This window comes from Kribbella sp. NPDC050470 (assembly GCF_044458365.1).
Taxonomy (GTDB): Bacteria; Actinomycetota; Actinomycetes; order Propionibacteriales; family Kribbellaceae; genus Kribbella.
Genome location: NZ_JBITHV010000007.1, coordinates 285,912 through 301,013, shown reverse-complemented (window position 1 = coordinate 301,013; position 15,102 = coordinate 285,912). Strand labels below are relative to the sequence as shown.

At 70.0% G+C, this 15,102-nt stretch carries 16 protein-coding genes; 12 read left to right on the top strand and 4 right to left on the bottom strand.

Features of this window, described 5'->3' with window-relative positions; translation table 11 throughout:
• Positions 1 to 70 precede the first annotated feature (70 nt).
• Together rsmI and metG (ACIBGM_RS22495) are read left to right on the top strand one after the other, a co-directional pair.
• Positions 71 to 922: a 16S rRNA (cytidine(1402)-2'-O)-methyltransferase gene (rsmI, locus tag ACIBGM_RS22500; RefSeq protein WP_396386665.1), complete on the top strand. Its 852-nt coding sequence runs from the start codon at positions 71 to 73 to the stop codon at positions 920 to 922.
• Between the two features lie 29 nt (positions 923 to 951).
• Positions 952 to 2,517 carry a methionine--tRNA ligase gene (gene metG / locus ACIBGM_RS22495; RefSeq protein ID WP_396386664.1) on the top strand — a complete coding sequence of 522 codons (1,566 nt, stop codon included), beginning with the start codon at positions 952 to 954 and terminating at the stop codon, positions 2,515 to 2,517.
• Here metG (ACIBGM_RS22495) and ACIBGM_RS22490 read toward each other — a convergent pair.
• The 4 genes from ACIBGM_RS22490 to sigJ all read right to left on the bottom strand — a co-directional run bounded on the left by ACIBGM_RS22490 (position 2,474) and on the right by sigJ (position 6,554).
• Positions 2,474 to 2,944 carry a nitroreductase family deazaflavin-dependent oxidoreductase gene (locus ACIBGM_RS22490; RefSeq protein WP_396386663.1) on the bottom strand — a complete coding sequence of 157 codons (471 nt, stop codon included), beginning with the start codon at positions 2,942 to 2,944 and terminating at the stop codon, positions 2,474 to 2,476. The genes metG (ACIBGM_RS22495) and ACIBGM_RS22490 overlap by 44 nt on opposite strands.
• A gap of 95 nt (positions 2,945 to 3,039) precedes the next feature.
• Positions 3,040 to 4,308 (bottom strand): LuxR C-terminal-related transcriptional regulator, encoded by a 1,269-nt coding sequence (locus ACIBGM_RS22485; protein WP_396386662.1) that lies wholly within the window; start codon positions 4,306 to 4,308, stop codon positions 3,040 to 3,042.
• A gap of 5 nt (positions 4,309 to 4,313) precedes the next feature.
• On the bottom strand, positions 4,314 to 5,519 hold the full coding sequence (locus ACIBGM_RS22480) for an NAD(P)/FAD-dependent oxidoreductase (protein ID WP_396386661.1): 1,206 nt from the start codon (positions 5,517 to 5,519) through the stop codon (positions 4,314 to 4,316).
• A 90-nt stretch (positions 5,520 to 5,609) separates the two neighbouring features.
• Positions 5,610 to 6,554 carry an RNA polymerase sigma factor SigJ gene (sigJ, locus tag ACIBGM_RS22475; RefSeq protein ID WP_396386660.1) on the bottom strand — a complete coding sequence of 315 codons (945 nt, stop codon included), beginning with the start codon at positions 6,552 to 6,554 and terminating at the stop codon, positions 5,610 to 5,612.
• Positions 6,555 to 6,693: 139 nt separating this feature from the next.
• Here sigJ and ACIBGM_RS22470 point away from each other — a divergent pair, with 139 nt between their 5' ends.
• The 10 genes from ACIBGM_RS22470 (at position 6,694) to ACIBGM_RS22425 (ending at position 14,968) form a co-directional block, all read left to right on the top strand.
• The gene (locus ACIBGM_RS22470; protein ID WP_396386659.1) at positions 6,694 to 7,605 is read left to right on the top strand and encodes an NADP-dependent oxidoreductase; all 912 of its coding nucleotides are present in this window, start codon (positions 6,694 to 6,696) and stop codon (positions 7,603 to 7,605) included.
• Between the two features lie 106 nt (positions 7,606 to 7,711).
• A complete protein-coding gene (locus ACIBGM_RS22465; protein ID WP_396386658.1) occupies positions 7,712 to 8,137 on the top strand; it encodes a DoxX family protein in 426 nt (141 codons plus the stop codon).
• A 32-nt stretch (positions 8,138 to 8,169) separates the two neighbouring features.
• Positions 8,170 to 8,601, top strand: coding sequence for a hypothetical protein (locus tag ACIBGM_RS22460; RefSeq protein WP_396386657.1), 432 nt, complete (start codon positions 8,170 to 8,172; stop codon positions 8,599 to 8,601).
• On the top strand, positions 8,598 to 8,987 hold the full coding sequence (locus ACIBGM_RS22455; protein WP_360525335.1) for a YciI family protein: 390 nt from the start codon (positions 8,598 to 8,600) through the stop codon (positions 8,985 to 8,987). The genes ACIBGM_RS22460 and ACIBGM_RS22455 overlap by 4 nt, the downstream gene beginning before the upstream one ends.
• A complete protein-coding gene (locus ACIBGM_RS22450; protein ID WP_396386656.1) occupies positions 8,984 to 10,246 on the top strand; it encodes an RNA polymerase sigma factor in 1,263 nt (420 codons plus the stop codon). The genes ACIBGM_RS22455 and ACIBGM_RS22450 overlap by 4 nt, the downstream gene beginning before the upstream one ends.
• A 41-nt stretch (positions 10,247 to 10,287) precedes the next feature.
• On the top strand, positions 10,288 to 12,042 hold the full coding sequence (metG, locus tag ACIBGM_RS22445; protein WP_396386655.1) for a methionine--tRNA ligase: 1,755 nt from the start codon (positions 10,288 to 10,290) through the stop codon (positions 12,040 to 12,042).
• 64 nt (positions 12,043 to 12,106) lie between these two features.
• Positions 12,107 to 12,532, top strand: a complete 426-nt coding sequence (locus ACIBGM_RS22440) for an SRPBCC domain-containing protein (RefSeq protein WP_396386654.1) — start codon at positions 12,107 to 12,109, stop codon at positions 12,530 to 12,532.
• A gap of 17 nt (positions 12,533 to 12,549) precedes the next feature.
• Complete coding sequence (locus ACIBGM_RS22435; protein WP_360525323.1) at positions 12,550 to 13,464, top strand: TatD family hydrolase; 915 nt, start codon at positions 12,550 to 12,552, stop codon at positions 13,462 to 13,464.
• On the top strand, positions 13,461 to 14,372 hold the full coding sequence (locus tag ACIBGM_RS22430; RefSeq protein ID WP_396386653.1) for an ornithine cyclodeaminase family protein: 912 nt from the start codon (positions 13,461 to 13,463) through the stop codon (positions 14,370 to 14,372). Before ACIBGM_RS22435 ends, ACIBGM_RS22430 begins: the two co-directional genes overlap by 4 nt.
• Entirely contained in the window at positions 14,354 to 14,968 is a 615-nt protein-coding gene (locus ACIBGM_RS22425) for a nitroreductase family protein (protein WP_360525317.1), read from the top strand. The genes ACIBGM_RS22430 and ACIBGM_RS22425 overlap by 19 nt, the downstream gene beginning before the upstream one ends.
• The last annotated feature ends 134 nt before the right edge of the window (positions 14,969 to 15,102 follow it).

Below are 15,102 nucleotides of genomic sequence, written 5' to 3'. Positions count from 1 at the left end.
CAGTCACGACCGCCATGGTACGGAGCCCCCAGTAGCACTGCGCCCCGCCGTGCGTCCTGGGACTGCGATGATGGGGCCCGTGACCGGGCGATTGGTACTGGCGGGGAGTCCTATCGGCGACGTCCTGGACGCGTCGCCCCGGCTCGGGCGAGTGCTCGGCGAGGCCGATGTGGTGGCGGCCGAGGACACCCGGCGCCTGCGGCGGCTGACCTCGGAGCTGGGGGTCGTGGTCGCCGGCCGGGTGGTCAGCTACTTCGAGGGCAACGAGCGGGAGCGCACCCCCGAGCTCCTGGACGCGCTGACCGCGGGACAGACCGTGGTCGTGGTGACGGACGCGGGCATGCCGAGCGTGTCGGATCCGGGCTACCGGTTGGTGGCCGCCGCGATCGAGGCCGGCGTCGACGTCACCGCCGTACCGGGGCCGTCTGCCGTGCTGACCGCGCTGGCGCTGTCCGGGCTCCCGGTGGACCGGTTCACGTTCGAGGGGTTCCTGCCGCGGAAGCCGGGGGAGCGGTCCCGGCGGCTGGGCGAGCTGGCGGACGAGCCGCGGACGATGGTGTTCTTCGAGGCCCCGCATCGGCTGGCCGCGTCCCTCGAGGCGATGGCGGAGGCCTTCGGCGCGGACCGTCGTACGGCGGTCTGCCGCGAGCTCACCAAGACGTACGAAGAGGTCAAGCGCGGCCCGCTCACCGAGCTGGCCGAGTGGGCGGCGGACGGCGTCCGCGGCGAGATCACCGTGGTCGTCGCGGGCGCGGACCCGCACAAGGTGCTGACCCCGGAAGACCTCGCCCGGGAGGTCGCGACGGACGAGGAAGCCGGAACACCCCGCAAACAGGCCATCGCGGATGTGGCCAAGCGCTTCAACGTTCCCAAACGGACCGTGTACGACGCTGTGCTCGCCGCCCGGGACCCTGGTAAATAGCGCTGGCGCGCGGCACTACCCTTTTCCTTATGTCCGAGAAGGCCTATTACGTCACCACCCCGATCTACTACGTCACGGCCGCGCCGCACATCGGCAGCGCGTACACGACCGTGGCCGGGGACGTCCTCACCCGTTGGCACGCGCAGCGCGGCGAGCGGAAGTGGTACCTGACCGGTACCGACGAGCACGGCGAGAAGGTGATGCGCAGCGCGCAGGCCCAGGGCATGTCGCCGAAGGAGTGGACCGACAAGCTCGTCGAGGAGGCCTGGAAGCCGGCCTGGGTCGACGTCGACATCGCGTACGACGACTTCATCCGGACCACCGAGCAGCGGCACACCGAGCGGGTCCGCGAGTTCTGGCAGACGCTCTACGACAAGGGCGACGTCTACCAGGGGCAGTACGAGGGCCTGTACTGCGTCGGCTGCGAGGAGTTCAAGCTGCCCGCGGACATCCGGGTCGACGAGGACGGCACCCAGCGGTGCATGATCCACGGCACCGAGCTCGAGACGGTCGCGGAGACGAACTACTTCTTCCGGCTCTCGGCGTACGCCGACAAGCTGATCGAGCTGTACGAGTCGCAGCCCGACTTCGTGGCGCCGGCCAGCGCCCGCAACGAGGTGATCGCGTTCGTCAAGCAGGGCCTGCAGGACCTGTCGATCACCCGGTCGACCTTCGACTGGGGCATCCCGGTCCCGTGGGACGAGGAGCATGTCCTCTACGTCTGGATCGACGCGCTGCTCAACTACGTGAGCGCTGCGGGCTACGGCACCGACCCGGAGCGGTTCGAGGAGCTGTGGCCGGTCGACGTGCACCTGGTCGGCAAGGACATCCTGCGGTTCCACGCGGTGATCTGGCCGGCGATGCTGATGGCGGCCGGGGTGGCGGTGCCGAAGCAGGTGTTCGCGCACGGCTGGCTGCTGGTCGGCGGCGAGAAGATGAGCAAGTCCAAGCTGACCGCGATCGCGCCGCACGAGATCACCGACCACTTCGGCTCGGACGCGTTTCGGTACTACTTCCTGCGCACGATCCAGTTCGGCTCGGACGGCTCGTTCTCGTGGGAGCACCTGAGCGCGGTCTACACCTCCGAGCTCGCCAACGGCCTGGGCAACCTGGCCAGCCGGATCGCGGCGATGGTCGGCAAGTACTTCGACGGCGCGCTGCCGGAGCCGACCGACCACGGCCCGGCCGAGAAGGCGCTGGCGGACAAGCTAGCCCAGACGGTGGCGACCGCGGACAAGGCGATCGACACGCTGGCCTTCCACGACGCGCTGGCCGCGATCAACGACCTGGTCGGCGTGATCAACGGCTACGTCACCGAGCAGGAGCCGTGGAAGGTCGCCAAGGACGACTCGAAGCGCGACCGGCTCGCCACGATCCTGTACTCGTCCGCCGAGGCGCTGCGGGCGGTCGCCGTACTCCACAACCCGACCATGCCGAAGACGTCGGCCAAGCTCTGGACCCTGCTCGGCGCCGAGGAGAAGCTCGGCTCGCTCAAGGATCAGCGCGTCCAGGACGCGGCCACCTGGGGCCAGCTCCCGGCCGGCGCCACCCTCACGAAGGGCGACCCGCTGTTCCCTCGCCTCGAGGAGTCCTGACGTCGGGGCGCAGCCGCAGCACGGGAATCGTGCGATCGGCTGCCCACCGGCGGTACCGGGTGAATCCCGGGAACACCTCTTCACCGCGCCGGTAGTCCCGCTCCCGCTCCGCGCCGTGCAGCTCGTAGGCGACGACCTCGCGGCTCTGGCCGTCGACGACGATCGTGGCGTGCTGGTCGGCGCGGAGGTTGTAGTACCAGGCCGGGTGGCCGGGGCGGCCGTAGTTGGAGGCGATCAGGATGATCTCCTCGCCGTCCGGCAGCCCCAGCAAGGGCGTCGTCCTGGGCAGGCCGGTCCGCGCGCCCGTCGTGGTCAGCATGGTGATCGGCAGCCCGGCCAGCCAGGCCGTCGCGCTCGTCCGGCCGTGGCTCAGGCGATAGACGAGCCGGTCGAGGGGTGGCTGGATGACGCCGTAGAACCTGGCCATCGGCAGGGTGGCCGCAGACCGGCGCACGAGCCGGTGGAGGCGTCTGGGTCGGCGATCGGGCCTCACCCTGGCCACGCTAACAAACGGGCGGCGTTCTAGAGCGCAGTTGCGTGGTAGAGGGCGGCTGCCTGGGTGCGAGTGGTGACAGAGAGCTTGGTGAGGATGTTGGCCACGTGGAACTTGACCGTGGACTCGCTGATGTGGAGGTCGTCGGCGATGGAGCGGTTGCGGTGACCTTGGGCCAGGCGTTCGAGGACTTCGAGCTCGCGGGTGCCGAGGGGCGCCAGCGGGTCTGAGGTGACGGTCTGGGGCGCGGAGCCGGCGTGCAGGGTGATGCGCGCGGTGAGACCCCAGCCCGGTACGGCGTCCAGGTCCAGGTCGCCCTCGTGCAGGCGGAGGCGTTCGGCCAGCTGACCGAGGTCGAGGACGTCCTCGAGCCGGCCGGGGCCGTCGTCGCGGACGGTCGCCTCGAGGTCCGTGCCGTTCCACCGCCAGCCGACGCGGATCCGCCGTACGCCGTCCTGCGTGAGCATCGCCAGCACGACCGAGCGGACCGCGACCCGGGCCCGGTGCGCGACCCCGGCCGGGATCAGCTTGTCGTTGCCCGGGGTGTCGAGCTCGAGGTCGACCGGGCCGTGCCGGAGCAGTGCGCGGAGCGAGTCGGCGAGCCGGTCGAACGCCTTCCCGGCCGGCTCCTCGCCACTGCACACCCGATCCCGCTGAGTGTCGTTGCGCAGCTCGGACAGGCCGTTCAGCGCCATCTCGACCGCCATCGTCCGGGCCGAGGCGTCGTCGATCCGCTGGTTCCGCAGTACGCCGAGGATCGTGGCGAGTGTGGCCGCGTGTGCCTCACCGAGCTCGGCGGCGACGTCGTTCCGGGCCTCCGCGACCGCCCGGTTCTGCGCGAGCACGCCCGGTTCGCGTTCGAGCGTGAGCCGGTACATGTGGATGGTGACCAGGTCCCACAGCTCCTGCACGACCGCGGCCGCGGCAGTCGGCGTCTCGTCGTACCGGATGAAGACGACCACGGATCCGCGCGGCGCCCGGTCGCTGGACACGGCCAGGACGGGATACTCCGCGCCCGCGATCGGTACGACGCCCTGCCACGGCTGACCGGCCGTCACGGTGCCGAGCAAGGCGGCCAGGTCGGCCCCGGTGATCGCCTCTGCGAGCGCGGGCTCGCCGTGCGCGGTGACCGGGGTCGACGCGCACTGGGAGGCGAGCTGCGCGACGGCGCGGTGCGGGACGAGCTCCGCGGTCGCCGTCGACAGCCGGTCGAGGATCTCGTTCGGCGGTCCGTCGATGATCTGCGCCGCCGCCGCGAGCACCGCCGCCGCGTCGACCACCTCGTCAGTCGTCAGCATGTCCTTCAGAGTACGTCGGTTGACGCGTCCACCCGAGCCCGTCCAACCGGCGACACCTGCGACTGCGTGATCCGCCGCCGCCGGACCGGCATCCCGAGCATCGGGTTGGCGACACCCCAGTACGCGCCCCTGCAGATCAGTTCCTTGTACACAGCTGCCGCGCGGCCCCGCAACGAGAGGTTCACCGCCCGGTCGTCCGCGGTGACGTACTGGATGAGGCCCTCCTTGCGTCCCAGGCTGATGCACTGGTTGAAGTAGCGCAGCGGCGAGTGCGGGAGCTTGCCACCGGTCAGGCGGGCGGCGATCGCGTCGGCGGCCTGCCACGCCATCGGGCCACCCGAGGCGCAGGACATCCGCAGCGGCTTCCCGGTGGTGCCCATCGCGTAGCCCGCGTCGCCGACGGCGTACACGTCCGGGTGCGAGACCGACGCCATCATGTCGTCCACGACGATCTGGCCGGTTGCGGTGGTCTCGAGCGCGGTCGCCGCCGCGATCGGGTGCACCGCGAACCCGGCAGTCCACACCGTGACCGCCGACGGGATCGCCGTACCGTCCTTCGTGACGACCGCTCCGGCCTCGACCCGCGCGACCTCGGCGCGCTCGTGGACGGTGATGCCGAGGTCCGCGAACACCTTCCGCAGGTGTGCCTGCCCCTTGGGCGAGACCCACTCACCCAGGCCGCCGTCGGTCACGAGCGCCACGCTCAGATCCGGCCGGGCCTCGGCGAACTCGGTCACCGCCTCGATTCCGGTGAGACCGCCGCCGACCACCGTGACCGTCTGCCCCGCTTCCAGGCCGGCCAGGCGTTCGCGCAGTTCCAGCGCTCCCGGCCGGCTCGCGATCTGGTACGCGTGCTCGGTGGCGCCAGGGACGCCGTGGTCGTTCCAGCGGCTGCCGAGCGCGTAGACCAAGGTGTCGTAGGTCAGCTCAGGCGAGCCGTCGGCGAAGGTCACCGTCTTGCGGTCGACGTCGACACCGGTCACCTTGGCGAGGCGCAGTACGACGCCGGTGCCCTCGAGCATCTCGTCGAGCGGCCGCGACGGCAGGTCCTGCCCGGCAGCCAGCTGGTGCATCCGGACCCGCTCGACGAAGTCGGGTTCGGCGTTGACGAGAGTGAGGTGGACGTCGTCACCGTGCAGCCTCCGGGCGAGACGGCCCGCGGCGATGGCACCGGTGTAGCCGGCGCCGAGGACGACGATGCGGTGCTTCATATCCGAGCTCCTGTCTGCGTGGGTTCGCGTCCTGAACCGGACGGCGCACGGATTCCTGACAGGTCTGCGGTATGAAGCAGGTCACACCCGCTACCAGGCGGTCATCAGCGGTTCCCCGTGCTCGGTCGCGTTCCACCGGGCGGTCGCGCGCTCGAGCTTGTCGGGGTTGGCCGCGCTGCGGACGGCGGTGATGCCTGCGGCGGTGACCTCGAGGTGCATGACGCCGACGACGCGACCGTCCACCACGGCCACGATCGAGGGGTCGCCGTTGGCGAGCTCGGCGTACAGACTCGGGCTGCCGCCGAGGTAGCCGCGCTTGTTCTCGGAAGGCTTGAACAGGCCGCGCAGGAACTTCGAGACCGCCACGGCGCCGGTGAACGGGCTGGTGCGGGCCGGGACCTTGCCGCCGCCGTCGCCGACCGCGATGGCGTCGTCGGTCAGCAGTCTCACCAGCGGCTCGGTCTGGCCGGTCACGGCCGCGGCCAGGAACTCCTCGACGATCCGGCGAGCCGCAGCCTCGTCGACCTCGATCCGGGCCTTGCCACCGGCGAGGTGCTGCTTGGCCCGGTGGTAGGTCTGCTGGCTGGACGCCTCGGTGAGGTCGAGGATCTCGGCGATCTCGCGGTGCGGGTAGTCGAACGCCTCCCGCAGTACGTAGACCGCCCGCTCGTTCGGCGACAGCCGCTCCATCAGCGTGAGTACGGCGATCGACACCGACTCACGCTGCTCGGCGGTGTCGGCCGGTCCGAGCAGCGGGTCGCCGGCGAGCAGCGGCTCGGGCAACCACTGGCCCACGTACGTCTCGCGACGGGACCGTGCGGAGGTCAACTGGTTCAGGCACAGGTTGGTGAGCACCTTGGTCAGCCACGCCTCGGGGACCTCGATCCGCTCGCGGTCGGCGGCCTGCCAGCGCAGGAATGTCTCCTGGACGGCGTCCTCGGCCTCGCTCGCCGAACCGAGCAGGCGGTAGGCGATCGCGCCCAGCCGGGGCCTGGAAGCCTCGAACAGGTCGACGTCGCTCAGAGTCAGGGACACGTGCCCACGGTATCCAGATTCCGGGGATCGACGCCTCCTGGCCATCGGACCGGTGCACAACTGTCCGAACGGCCAGTACGGATCCGGCGCCGGACGGCGACCATCGATTGAAGCATCAACCAATCGATGGAGGCAGGATATGCAAGCGGTGGTGTTCGAGGAGTTCGGCGGTCCCGAGGTGCTGCGGACCCAGGATGTGGCCGAGCCGCACGCCGGTCCGGGCGAGGTGCGGGTCCGGGTGCGGGCCGCCGGTGTGAACCCGATCGACTTCAAGATCCGCCGCGGCTGGACCCAGGGGTTCATCGACGTGACCTTCCCGGCCACGCCGGGCCTCGAGGTCGCCGGGGTGGTCGACGAGGCCGGCGAGGGTGCGGGTTTCGCGGTCGGTGACGAGGTGGTCGGCTGGGCCAAGAGCGGGGCGTACGCCGAGTACGCGATCGTCGGCAACGTCGTACGCAAGCCGGCCGGGGTGAGCTGGGAGCAGGCGGTCGGCCTGCCGGTCGCGGGCGAGACGGCGCAGCGCGTCCTGGACGAGCTGAAGGTGAAGGAAGGCGAGACCCTGCTGCTGCACGGCGCCGCCGGGGCTGTGGGCTCGATCGCCGTCCAGCTCGCCAAGGCGGCCGGCGTGACGGTCGTCGGTACGGCGGCGCCCGCCAACCACCCGTTCCTGCGGGAGCTCGGCGCGATCCCGGTCGCGTACGGCGAGGGCCTGCTCGACCGGGTCCGGGAAGCGGCGCCGCAGGGAGTCGACGCGGTGTTCGACGCCGCCGGTCAGGGCGGGCTGGAGGAGTCGATCGAGCTCCGCGGCGGCACCGACCGGATCGTCACCATCGCCGCGATGAACGCCGGTGAGCTCGGCGTCGCGGGATCGATGGCCGCCACGGCCACGCCGGAGGAGATCGCGGCCGCTCTGTCGGCACAGCTCGAGGCAGCCGCCGACGGCGCCCTCCGGGTCCGCATCGCCGAGACGTTCGCCCTCGCCGACGCCGCCAAGGCCCAGGACCTGAGCGAGTCCGGCCACGCCCAGGGAAAGGTCGTCGTACTGCCGTAGGGCGGCTGATCAGAAAACTTCGGGGAATCTCCGCCCGGCTGTCGAGAACAGCCGGGCGGCTCCGATGACGGGGTGAAGTCCACACCTCGAGAATCGGAGCAAGACCATGACGCAGATCGACATCCGGCCGACCGCCCGCCCCGCGACCGCCGGTCGTGCGGCGCGAGCCCGGAAGGTGGCCGAGCTGGTCACCCAGGTGGCCTTGGCGGCGCAGTTCGTCGCCGGTGGAGCAAGCAAGCTGCTGGGCAGCGACCAGATGGTGACGATGTTCGACGACATCGGCGCGGGGCAATGGCTCCGGCTGCTGGTCGGCATCCTGGAGATCGCCGGTGGCGTCGGCCTGCTGGTTCCCCGGCTGACCGGCCTGGCGGCCACCGGGCTGGTCGCCCTGATGGCCGGTGCTGTCGTCACCAACGTCTTCGTGCTGGGCATCGCACCGGTCATCCCGCTGGCCTTCGGAGTCCTGGCGAGCGTCGTCGCCGCCAGCCGCCGCGGGCAACTCGCCGCCCTCGTCCACTTCGTCCGCCGCTGACGGCCGCGGCTCACAGGTCAGGAGAAACTCCCATGTCCGAGAAGAACCCCGCCGACCGCTCACCCGCCGAGGCGCTGCAGGCCCTCGCACCGCTCATCGGCCACTGGAACGTCAGCGGCCCCGGCCACAGCGGAACCGTCAGCTACGAGTGGTTCGACGGCGGCAACTTCATCGTCCAGCGGGTCGACCTCGGCGACGAGGGCGGCCGGGGAGTCGAGTACATCGGCCTGGACCCCGACAGCGATATGCTCCGGTCCCATTTCTTCGGCACCAACGGCAAGATCCTGGAGTACACCTACGAGCTGGCCGGCAGCACGCTGACGATCTGGTTCGGCAGTCCGGGCTCGCCGGCCAAGTTCGTGGGCGAGTTCGACGCCGACTTCACCGTCAACACCGGCGCCTGGCAGTGGCCGGGGGGCGGCTACGAGTCGACCATGACGCGCAAGGACGGTGACGACCGATGAAGTACATGATCATGACCTTCGGAGACGAGTCGGCCTGGGACACGCTGGGCCTCGGCGGACGCGAGGCCAGCTGGTCCCAGGAGCAGATCGACGCGCACTTCCAGGCGATGGGGGAGTTCTACGGCGAGCTGGCCGCGAACGGCGAGCTCGTCACCGGCTACGGGCTGGCCGATCCCTCGCACACGATGACGATCGAGATCTCCGACGGCCGCCCGGTCGCCTCGGACGGTCCGTACGCCGAGGCCAAAGAGGTGCTGGCCGGCTTCGGGATCATCGACGTCGCGTCGCACGACCGCGCGGTCGAGCTGGCGGCCCGGTTCTCGGCCCTGGTCCAGACTCGGGTCGAGCTCCGGCCGGTGATGGAGCAGGGCGGCCAGGAGATGTGACCGTGGAACCGGACCCGGCCGAGCCTGTCCGCATCGAGGACCTGCTGCGTGAACACGCGCCGCGGGTCCTCGCTGCGGTCACCCGCCGGTTCGGCCGGTTCGACGTCGCCGAGGACGCGGTCCAGGAGGCCCTGCTCGCTGCGGCGACCGGGTGGCCGGCCGACGGCATCCCACCGAACCCGGCGGCCTGGCTGACGACTGTCGCAGTACGGCGGATGACCGACCTGTTGCGGAGCGAGCAGTCGCGACGGCGCCGGGAGCAGCTGGACGCCACCAGGCGACTGCCCGAGGATCTCCTCGGCTCGCCCGCCGACAGCGGCGGAGGCGTCGCTGACCAGGACGACACGCTAGTGATCATGTTCCTGTGCTGTCATCCGGATGTGCAGCCGGCCAGCCAGCTGACGCTCACCCTGCGAGCGGTCGGCGGCCTCACCACTGCCGAGATCGCCCGCGCCCTGCTGCTTCCCGAGACCACTGTCGGCCAGCGGATCAGCCGCGCCAAGCAGCGGATTCAGCAGTCAGGAGCGAGGTTCCGACTCCCTGAGGGACCGGAGCGCCGGCACCGTCTCGACGTCGTGATGCAGGTGCTCTACCTGATCTTCAACGAGGGGTACGCCGCCTCGTCGGGCGCGGACCTGCAACGGGTCGAGCTCGCCTCGGAGGCGATCCGGCTGACCCGGATGCTCTGGGCGAAGCTGCCGTCCGAGCCGGAGGTCGGCGGCCTGCTGGCGCTGATGCTGCTCACCCACGCCCGCCGTACGGCGCGAACCGGTCCGACCGGCGACCTGATCCCGCTGGCCGAGCAGGACCGGACGCTGTGGGACCGGGCCATGATTGCCGACGGCATCGGTCTGCTCGAGGAGGTGCTCCCGCGACGCCGGCCCGGGCCCTACCAGTTGCAGGGCGCCATCGCCGCCGTACATGCCGAGGCCGACCGCTTCGCCGACACCGACTGGCGGCAGATCGTCGCGCTGTACGACGTCCTGATCCGGATCTCCGCCGATCCGATGGTCCGGCTGAACTCGGCGGTCGCGGTGGCGATGCTGCGCGGCCCGTCCGCCGGCCTCGAACTCCTCGACGAGCTGGCTGCGGACCCGAAGATCGCTGACCATCACCGGTTGGCCGCCGTCCGTGCACACCTGCTCGAGCAGTCGGGTGACCTGCCGGCGGCCCAGGAGGCCTACATCGAAGCCGCGAAGCGCACCACGAGCGCCCCAGAGCAGCGGTACCTCCGCACCCGCGCCGCTCGGCTGCTGTAAACACCTGGTCCTGCAGTCGTCCGGACTCCTACAGTCAGCAGATGACCAGCATCCTCTCCGCTGTGGCGTGGCCGTACGCGAACGGGCCCAGGCACATCGGCCATGTCTCCGGCTTCGGCGTTCCTTCCGACGTGTTCAGCCGGTACCTGCGGATGGCCGGTCATGACGTGCTGATGGTGTCGGGGACCGACGAGCACGGGACGCCGATCCTGGTGGAGGCCGAGCGGGAAGGTGTCAGCCCGCAGGAGCTCGCCGATCGGTACAACCGGGTGATCGTCGAGGACCTGCAGGGGCTCGGCCTGTCGTACGACCTGTTCACCCGGACCACCACCCGCAACCACTACGCGGTCGCGCAGGAGCTGTTCAGAGTCGTTCACCGCAACGGATACCTGGTCCCGAAGACCACGATGGGCGCGATCTCGCCGTCCACCGGACGCACCCTGCCGGACCGCTACATCGAGGGCACCTGCCCGATCTGTGGGTACGGCGCCGCGCGCGGCGACCAGTGTGACAACTGCGGCAACCAGCTCGACGCGATCGACTTGCGCAGCCCGCGCAGCCGGATCAACGGCGAGACACCGGTGTTCGTCGAGACCGAGCACTTCTTCCTCGATCTCCCGGCCCTGGCCGACGCGCTCGGCTCCTGGTTGCAGACCCGGACCGGCTGGCGGCCGAACGTGCTGAAGTTCGCGACCAACCTGCTCGACGACGTCCGGCCGCGCGCGATGACCCGCGACATCGACTGGGGGATCCCGGTCCCGCTTCCCGGCTGGGAGGACAACCCGAACAAGCGGCTGTACGTGTGGTTCGACGCCGTCATCGGCTACCTGTCCGCGAGCATCGAGTGGGCACGCCGGTCCGGCGACCCGGACGCGTGGCGAAAATGGTGGTGCGATCCCGACGCGCAGTCGTACTACTTCATGGGCAAGGACAACATCACCTTCCACGCCCAGATCTGGCCGGCCGAGCTGCTCGGCCACAACGCGTCGCCCGGCGAGTACGGCGTACTGAACCTGCCGACCGAGGTGGTGAGCAGCGAGTTCCTCACCATGGAGGGGCGGAAGTTCTCGTCGTCGCGGTCGGTGGTGATCTACGTCCGCGACGTGCTCGAGCGGTACGGTCCGGACGCGCTGCGGTACTTCATCTCGGTGGCCGGGCCGGAGACGCAGGACACCGACTTCACCTGGGCCGAGTTCGTCCGCCGGAACAATGACGAGCTGGTCAGCACCTGGGGCAACCTGGTGAACCGGACCGCGTCGATGATCGCGAAGAACTTCGGCGCGATCCCGGCGGCCGGCGAGCTCGCCCCGGCCGACCGCGCACTGCTTGCCGCCAGCAAGGAGGCGTTCGGGACGGTCGGCGACCATCTGCGGCACCAGCGGTTGAGGCTCGCGATCGGTGAGGCGATGCGGAACGCCTCCGAGGCCAATCAGTACCTGTCCCAGCAGGCGCCCTGGAAGGAGTCCGACCCGGAGCGCAAGGGCACGATCCTGCATGTTGCCGCGCAGGTGGTGGCCGATAGCAACCGCCTGCTCGCGCCGTTCCTGCCGCACTCGGCGCAACGCGTCCACGAGGCGCTTGGCGGTGTTGGTGCCTTCCTGCCGCAGCCGGAGATTCACGAGGTGGAGGATCTCGACGGCGGTGCGCCGTACCCGATCATCACGGGGGACTACTCGGCTCAACCACGCTGGGTGCAGGAGCCCGTCGTACCAGGCACTCCTGTGCGCGCACCCACTCCGATCTTCACCAAGCTCGCGCCCGAGGTGGTGGACGAGGAGCTTGCGCGACTCGGTTGACGCTTTTCTACAAGCGCGTAAGGCGGGGGCGTCGTACGGTCGGGGGAGAAAGGAGTTGAGGACGATGGCGAACTTCCTGGCCACGGCGGAGACCGATATCGAGGCCTCGCCCGCACGGGTGTGGGAGGTGCTGACCGATCCGGACGAGCTGAAGGCGATCTGGTTCGGGGCCGACGTGAAGACGGACTGGAAGCCCGGCAGCCCGGTCACCTGGAGCGGTGAGTTCGAGGGCAAGGCGTACGAGGACAAGGGCGAGATCCTCGAGGTCGACCCCGGCCGCCTGCTGAAGGTGACCCACTACAGCCCGATGAGCGGGCAGCCGGACGTCCCCGAGAACTACCACACCCTCACCTACGAACTGAACGACCACGGTACGTCGACCCACCTGTCCCTGACCCAAGACAACAACTCCACCGAAGAAGAGGCCACCCACTCCCAAGGCATGTGGGAGATGCTGGTAGCCAAGGTCAAGGAATCGGCCGAGAAGTAGTCAGTAACCTTGGGCGTATGTCTGGTGATGGTGTGGAGGTTGGGCGGCCGACTCGGGAGCGGGCCTCGGTGGGGGAGGACGGGCGGTCCCGGGATCGGAGCCGGCCGGCGGTGCCTGATCCGTTGCCGATGAGTGTGGTCGACGCGCACTGTCATCTGGACATCGCCGACGGCGAGGACGGGGCCTGGCTGAGCCCGGCCGAGGCGATCAAGCTGGCGTCGTCGGTCGGGGTCACCCGGATCGTCCAGGTCGGCTGCGACCTGCCGGGCGCGCTGTGGGCGGTCGAGGCCGCGCAGCAGTACAAGAACGTCGTCGCCGGCGTCGCGCTGCACCCGAACGAGGCCCCCAAGCTGAAGGCCGTCGGTGAGTTGGACAGCGCACTCGCCGAGATCGAGCGGCTGGCGAAGAGCTCGGACAAGGTCCGGGTGATCGGCGAGACCGGGCTGGACTACTTCCGCACCGGCGAGGACGGCCGGGCCGCGCAGCACGAGTCGTTCGCCGCGCACATCGACATGGCGAAGCGCCTGGACAAGGCGCTGATGATCCACGACCGGGACGCGCACGACGACATCCTGAAGATCCTCGACCGCGAGGGCGTGCCGGACCGGTTGATCATGCACTGCTTCTCCGGCGACACCGAGTTCGCCCGCGAGTGCGTGAACCGCGGCGCGTTCCTGAGTTTCGCCGGCGTGGTCACGTTCAAGAACGCCCAGTCGCTCCGGGACGCGCTCGCCGTGACCCCACTCGACCACGTGCTGGTCGAGACGGACGCGCCGTACCTCACTCCGTCACCGCATCGCGGCCAGCCGAACGCGTCGTACCTGATCCCGCACACCGTGCGGAAGATGGCCGGCGTCCTGAACATCTCGGTCCCCGAGCTCTGCGACGCCCTGAACACCAACGCGAACAAGGTCTTCGGCGGCGCCTGGTGAGGGTCGTCACGGATGCGGACATCCGTGAGCACCTGTCCGCGGCCGACGCAGTCGCATGGATGCGGGAGGCGGTCCTTGCCGCGTACGAGGGGCGATTGCACACGCCGCCGCGCGTGTACGCCGAGCTCGGCGACGGGAACCTCATCTTTACCACCGGCGCGCTGACAGGGGAGTGGTACGGCTACCGCTCGTACGACACCTTCGACACCGACCCGGGCAGCCAGTTGGTCGTCGTACACGACTGGCACTCCGGCGCCGTCCGAGGTGTTGCTGTGGGCAACGAGCTCGGTCCGCGCCGGGTCGGGGCGATCGGTGGCGTCGCGGTCGACGCGCTGGCCCGGAAGGACGCGACCACGCTCGGCCTGGTCGGCACCGGCACCCAGGCCTGGACCCAACTCTGGGCGATCTCCGCGGTCCGCCCGCTCTCGTCCGTCGCCGTCTTCAGTCGTGATGCCGATCGCCGGAACGCCTTTGCTGCAAGGGTTTCCGAGGAGTTCGGGCTGCCTGTGACGGCTGTCGGATCGGCCCGGGAAGCGGTCGAGGACCGGGATCTCGTCGTACTCGCGACCAGCAGCGCGGTGCCCGTGATCGAGTCCGAGTGGATCGCGCCGGGCACCTTCGTGACCACGCTCGGGCCGAAGGTGGTCGGGCGGGCCGAGTTCGGTCCGGACCTGATCGACCGGGCGGACCTTGTGGTGACGGACTCGGTCGCCCAGACCCATGCGTACGACCCGCCCTTCATACTCGCCGGCACCCCGCAGCACGACCGCCTGATCGGCTTGGGCGAGGTGCTGACGGGTACGGCGTCGGGCCGGACCGTCGTGTTCTGCTCGGTCGGGCTGGCCGGGACCGAGGCGTACCTGTTGGCGCGGCTGGTAGACAGTGCCTCATGGAGTTCAGTGAGGTAGTCCGGCGGCGCCGGATGGTGCGTAACTACGACGCCGATCGGCCGGTGCCGGCGGAGGTCCGGGAGCGCATCCTGGAGAACGGGCTGCACGCGCCGTCCGGCGGGTTCAGCCAGGGCTGGGCGTTCCTGACGCTGGAGGGCGCCGACCGCGAGCGGTACTGGGGAATCGCGGCCGAGGAGGTCGACGACAAGTATGTGGAATGGATCACAGGCCTGCGCCGCGCGCCGCTGCTGATCCTGGCCTTCGCGCACAAGGACGCGTACCTCGACCGCTACACCGAGCCGGACAAGGGCTGGACCGACCGCGACGAGTCCCGCTGGACGGCGCCGTACTGGTACGTCGACACCGGGATGGCCGTGCTGCTGATGCTGCAGACGGTCGTCGACGAGGGCCTGGGAGCGTGCTTTTTCGGGCCTCCCGCGGACAAGGTGGGCAAGCTCTACCAGGAGTTCGGTGTGCCGGACGGGTTCGACCTGATCGGCCTGCTGTCGGTCGGCTACCGGGCCCCGGACAAGCGGTCGCCGTCGCTCAAACGAGGGCGCCGGAGTACGGCGGAAGTCGTTCATCGGGGGCACTGGGGCCGTCACGAGGCGTGATCGGTCCATTACACCTTTTTGCGACTCGCCGACGAGGGGATTGGCACTTCCGCGACTTCTTCGTTATGGTCCCGTGATGTTGGCCGGGATCGGGGAAGGTTCCGGGCAGCACGCCGCTCGGCGTTCATCGTGAT

What these genes read in the sequence shown, in the direction of transcription:
- rsmI (WP_396386665.1), top strand. Translation starts at nt 71, where the DNA reads ATGGGGCCCGTGACCGGGCGATTGGTACTGGCGGGGAGTCCTATCGGC.
- metG (WP_396386664.1), top strand. Translation starts at nt 952, where the DNA reads ATGTCCGAGAAGGCCTATTACGTCACCACCCCGATCTACTACGTCACG.
- ACIBGM_RS22490 (WP_396386663.1), bottom strand. Translation starts at nt 2,944, where the DNA reads ATGGCCAGGTTCTACGGCGTCATCCAGCCACCCCTCGACCGGCTCGTC.
- ACIBGM_RS22485 (WP_396386662.1), bottom strand. Translation starts at nt 4,308, where the DNA reads ATGCTGACGACTGACGAGGTGGTCGACGCGGCGGCGGTGCTCGCGGCG.
- ACIBGM_RS22480 (WP_396386661.1), bottom strand. Translation starts at nt 5,519, where the DNA reads ATGAAGCACCGCATCGTCGTCCTCGGCGCCGGCTACACCGGTGCCATC.
- ACIBGM_RS22470 (WP_396386659.1), top strand. Translation starts at nt 6,694, where the DNA reads ATGCAAGCGGTGGTGTTCGAGGAGTTCGGCGGTCCCGAGGTGCTGCGG.
- ACIBGM_RS22465 (WP_396386658.1), top strand. Translation starts at nt 7,712, where the DNA reads ATGACGCAGATCGACATCCGGCCGACCGCCCGCCCCGCGACCGCCGGT.
- ACIBGM_RS22460 (WP_396386657.1), top strand. Translation starts at nt 8,170, where the DNA reads ATGTCCGAGAAGAACCCCGCCGACCGCTCACCCGCCGAGGCGCTGCAG.
- ACIBGM_RS22455 (WP_360525335.1), top strand. Translation starts at nt 8,598, where the DNA reads ATGAAGTACATGATCATGACCTTCGGAGACGAGTCGGCCTGGGACACG.
- metG (WP_396386655.1), top strand. Translation starts at nt 10,288, where the DNA reads ATGACCAGCATCCTCTCCGCTGTGGCGTGGCCGTACGCGAACGGGCCC.
- ACIBGM_RS22440 (WP_396386654.1), top strand. Translation starts at nt 12,107, where the DNA reads ATGGCGAACTTCCTGGCCACGGCGGAGACCGATATCGAGGCCTCGCCC.
- ACIBGM_RS22435 (WP_360525323.1), top strand. Translation starts at nt 12,550, where the DNA reads ATGTCTGGTGATGGTGTGGAGGTTGGGCGGCCGACTCGGGAGCGGGCC.
- ACIBGM_RS22425 (WP_360525317.1), top strand. Translation starts at nt 14,354, where the DNA reads ATGGAGTTCAGTGAGGTAGTCCGGCGGCGCCGGATGGTGCGTAACTAC.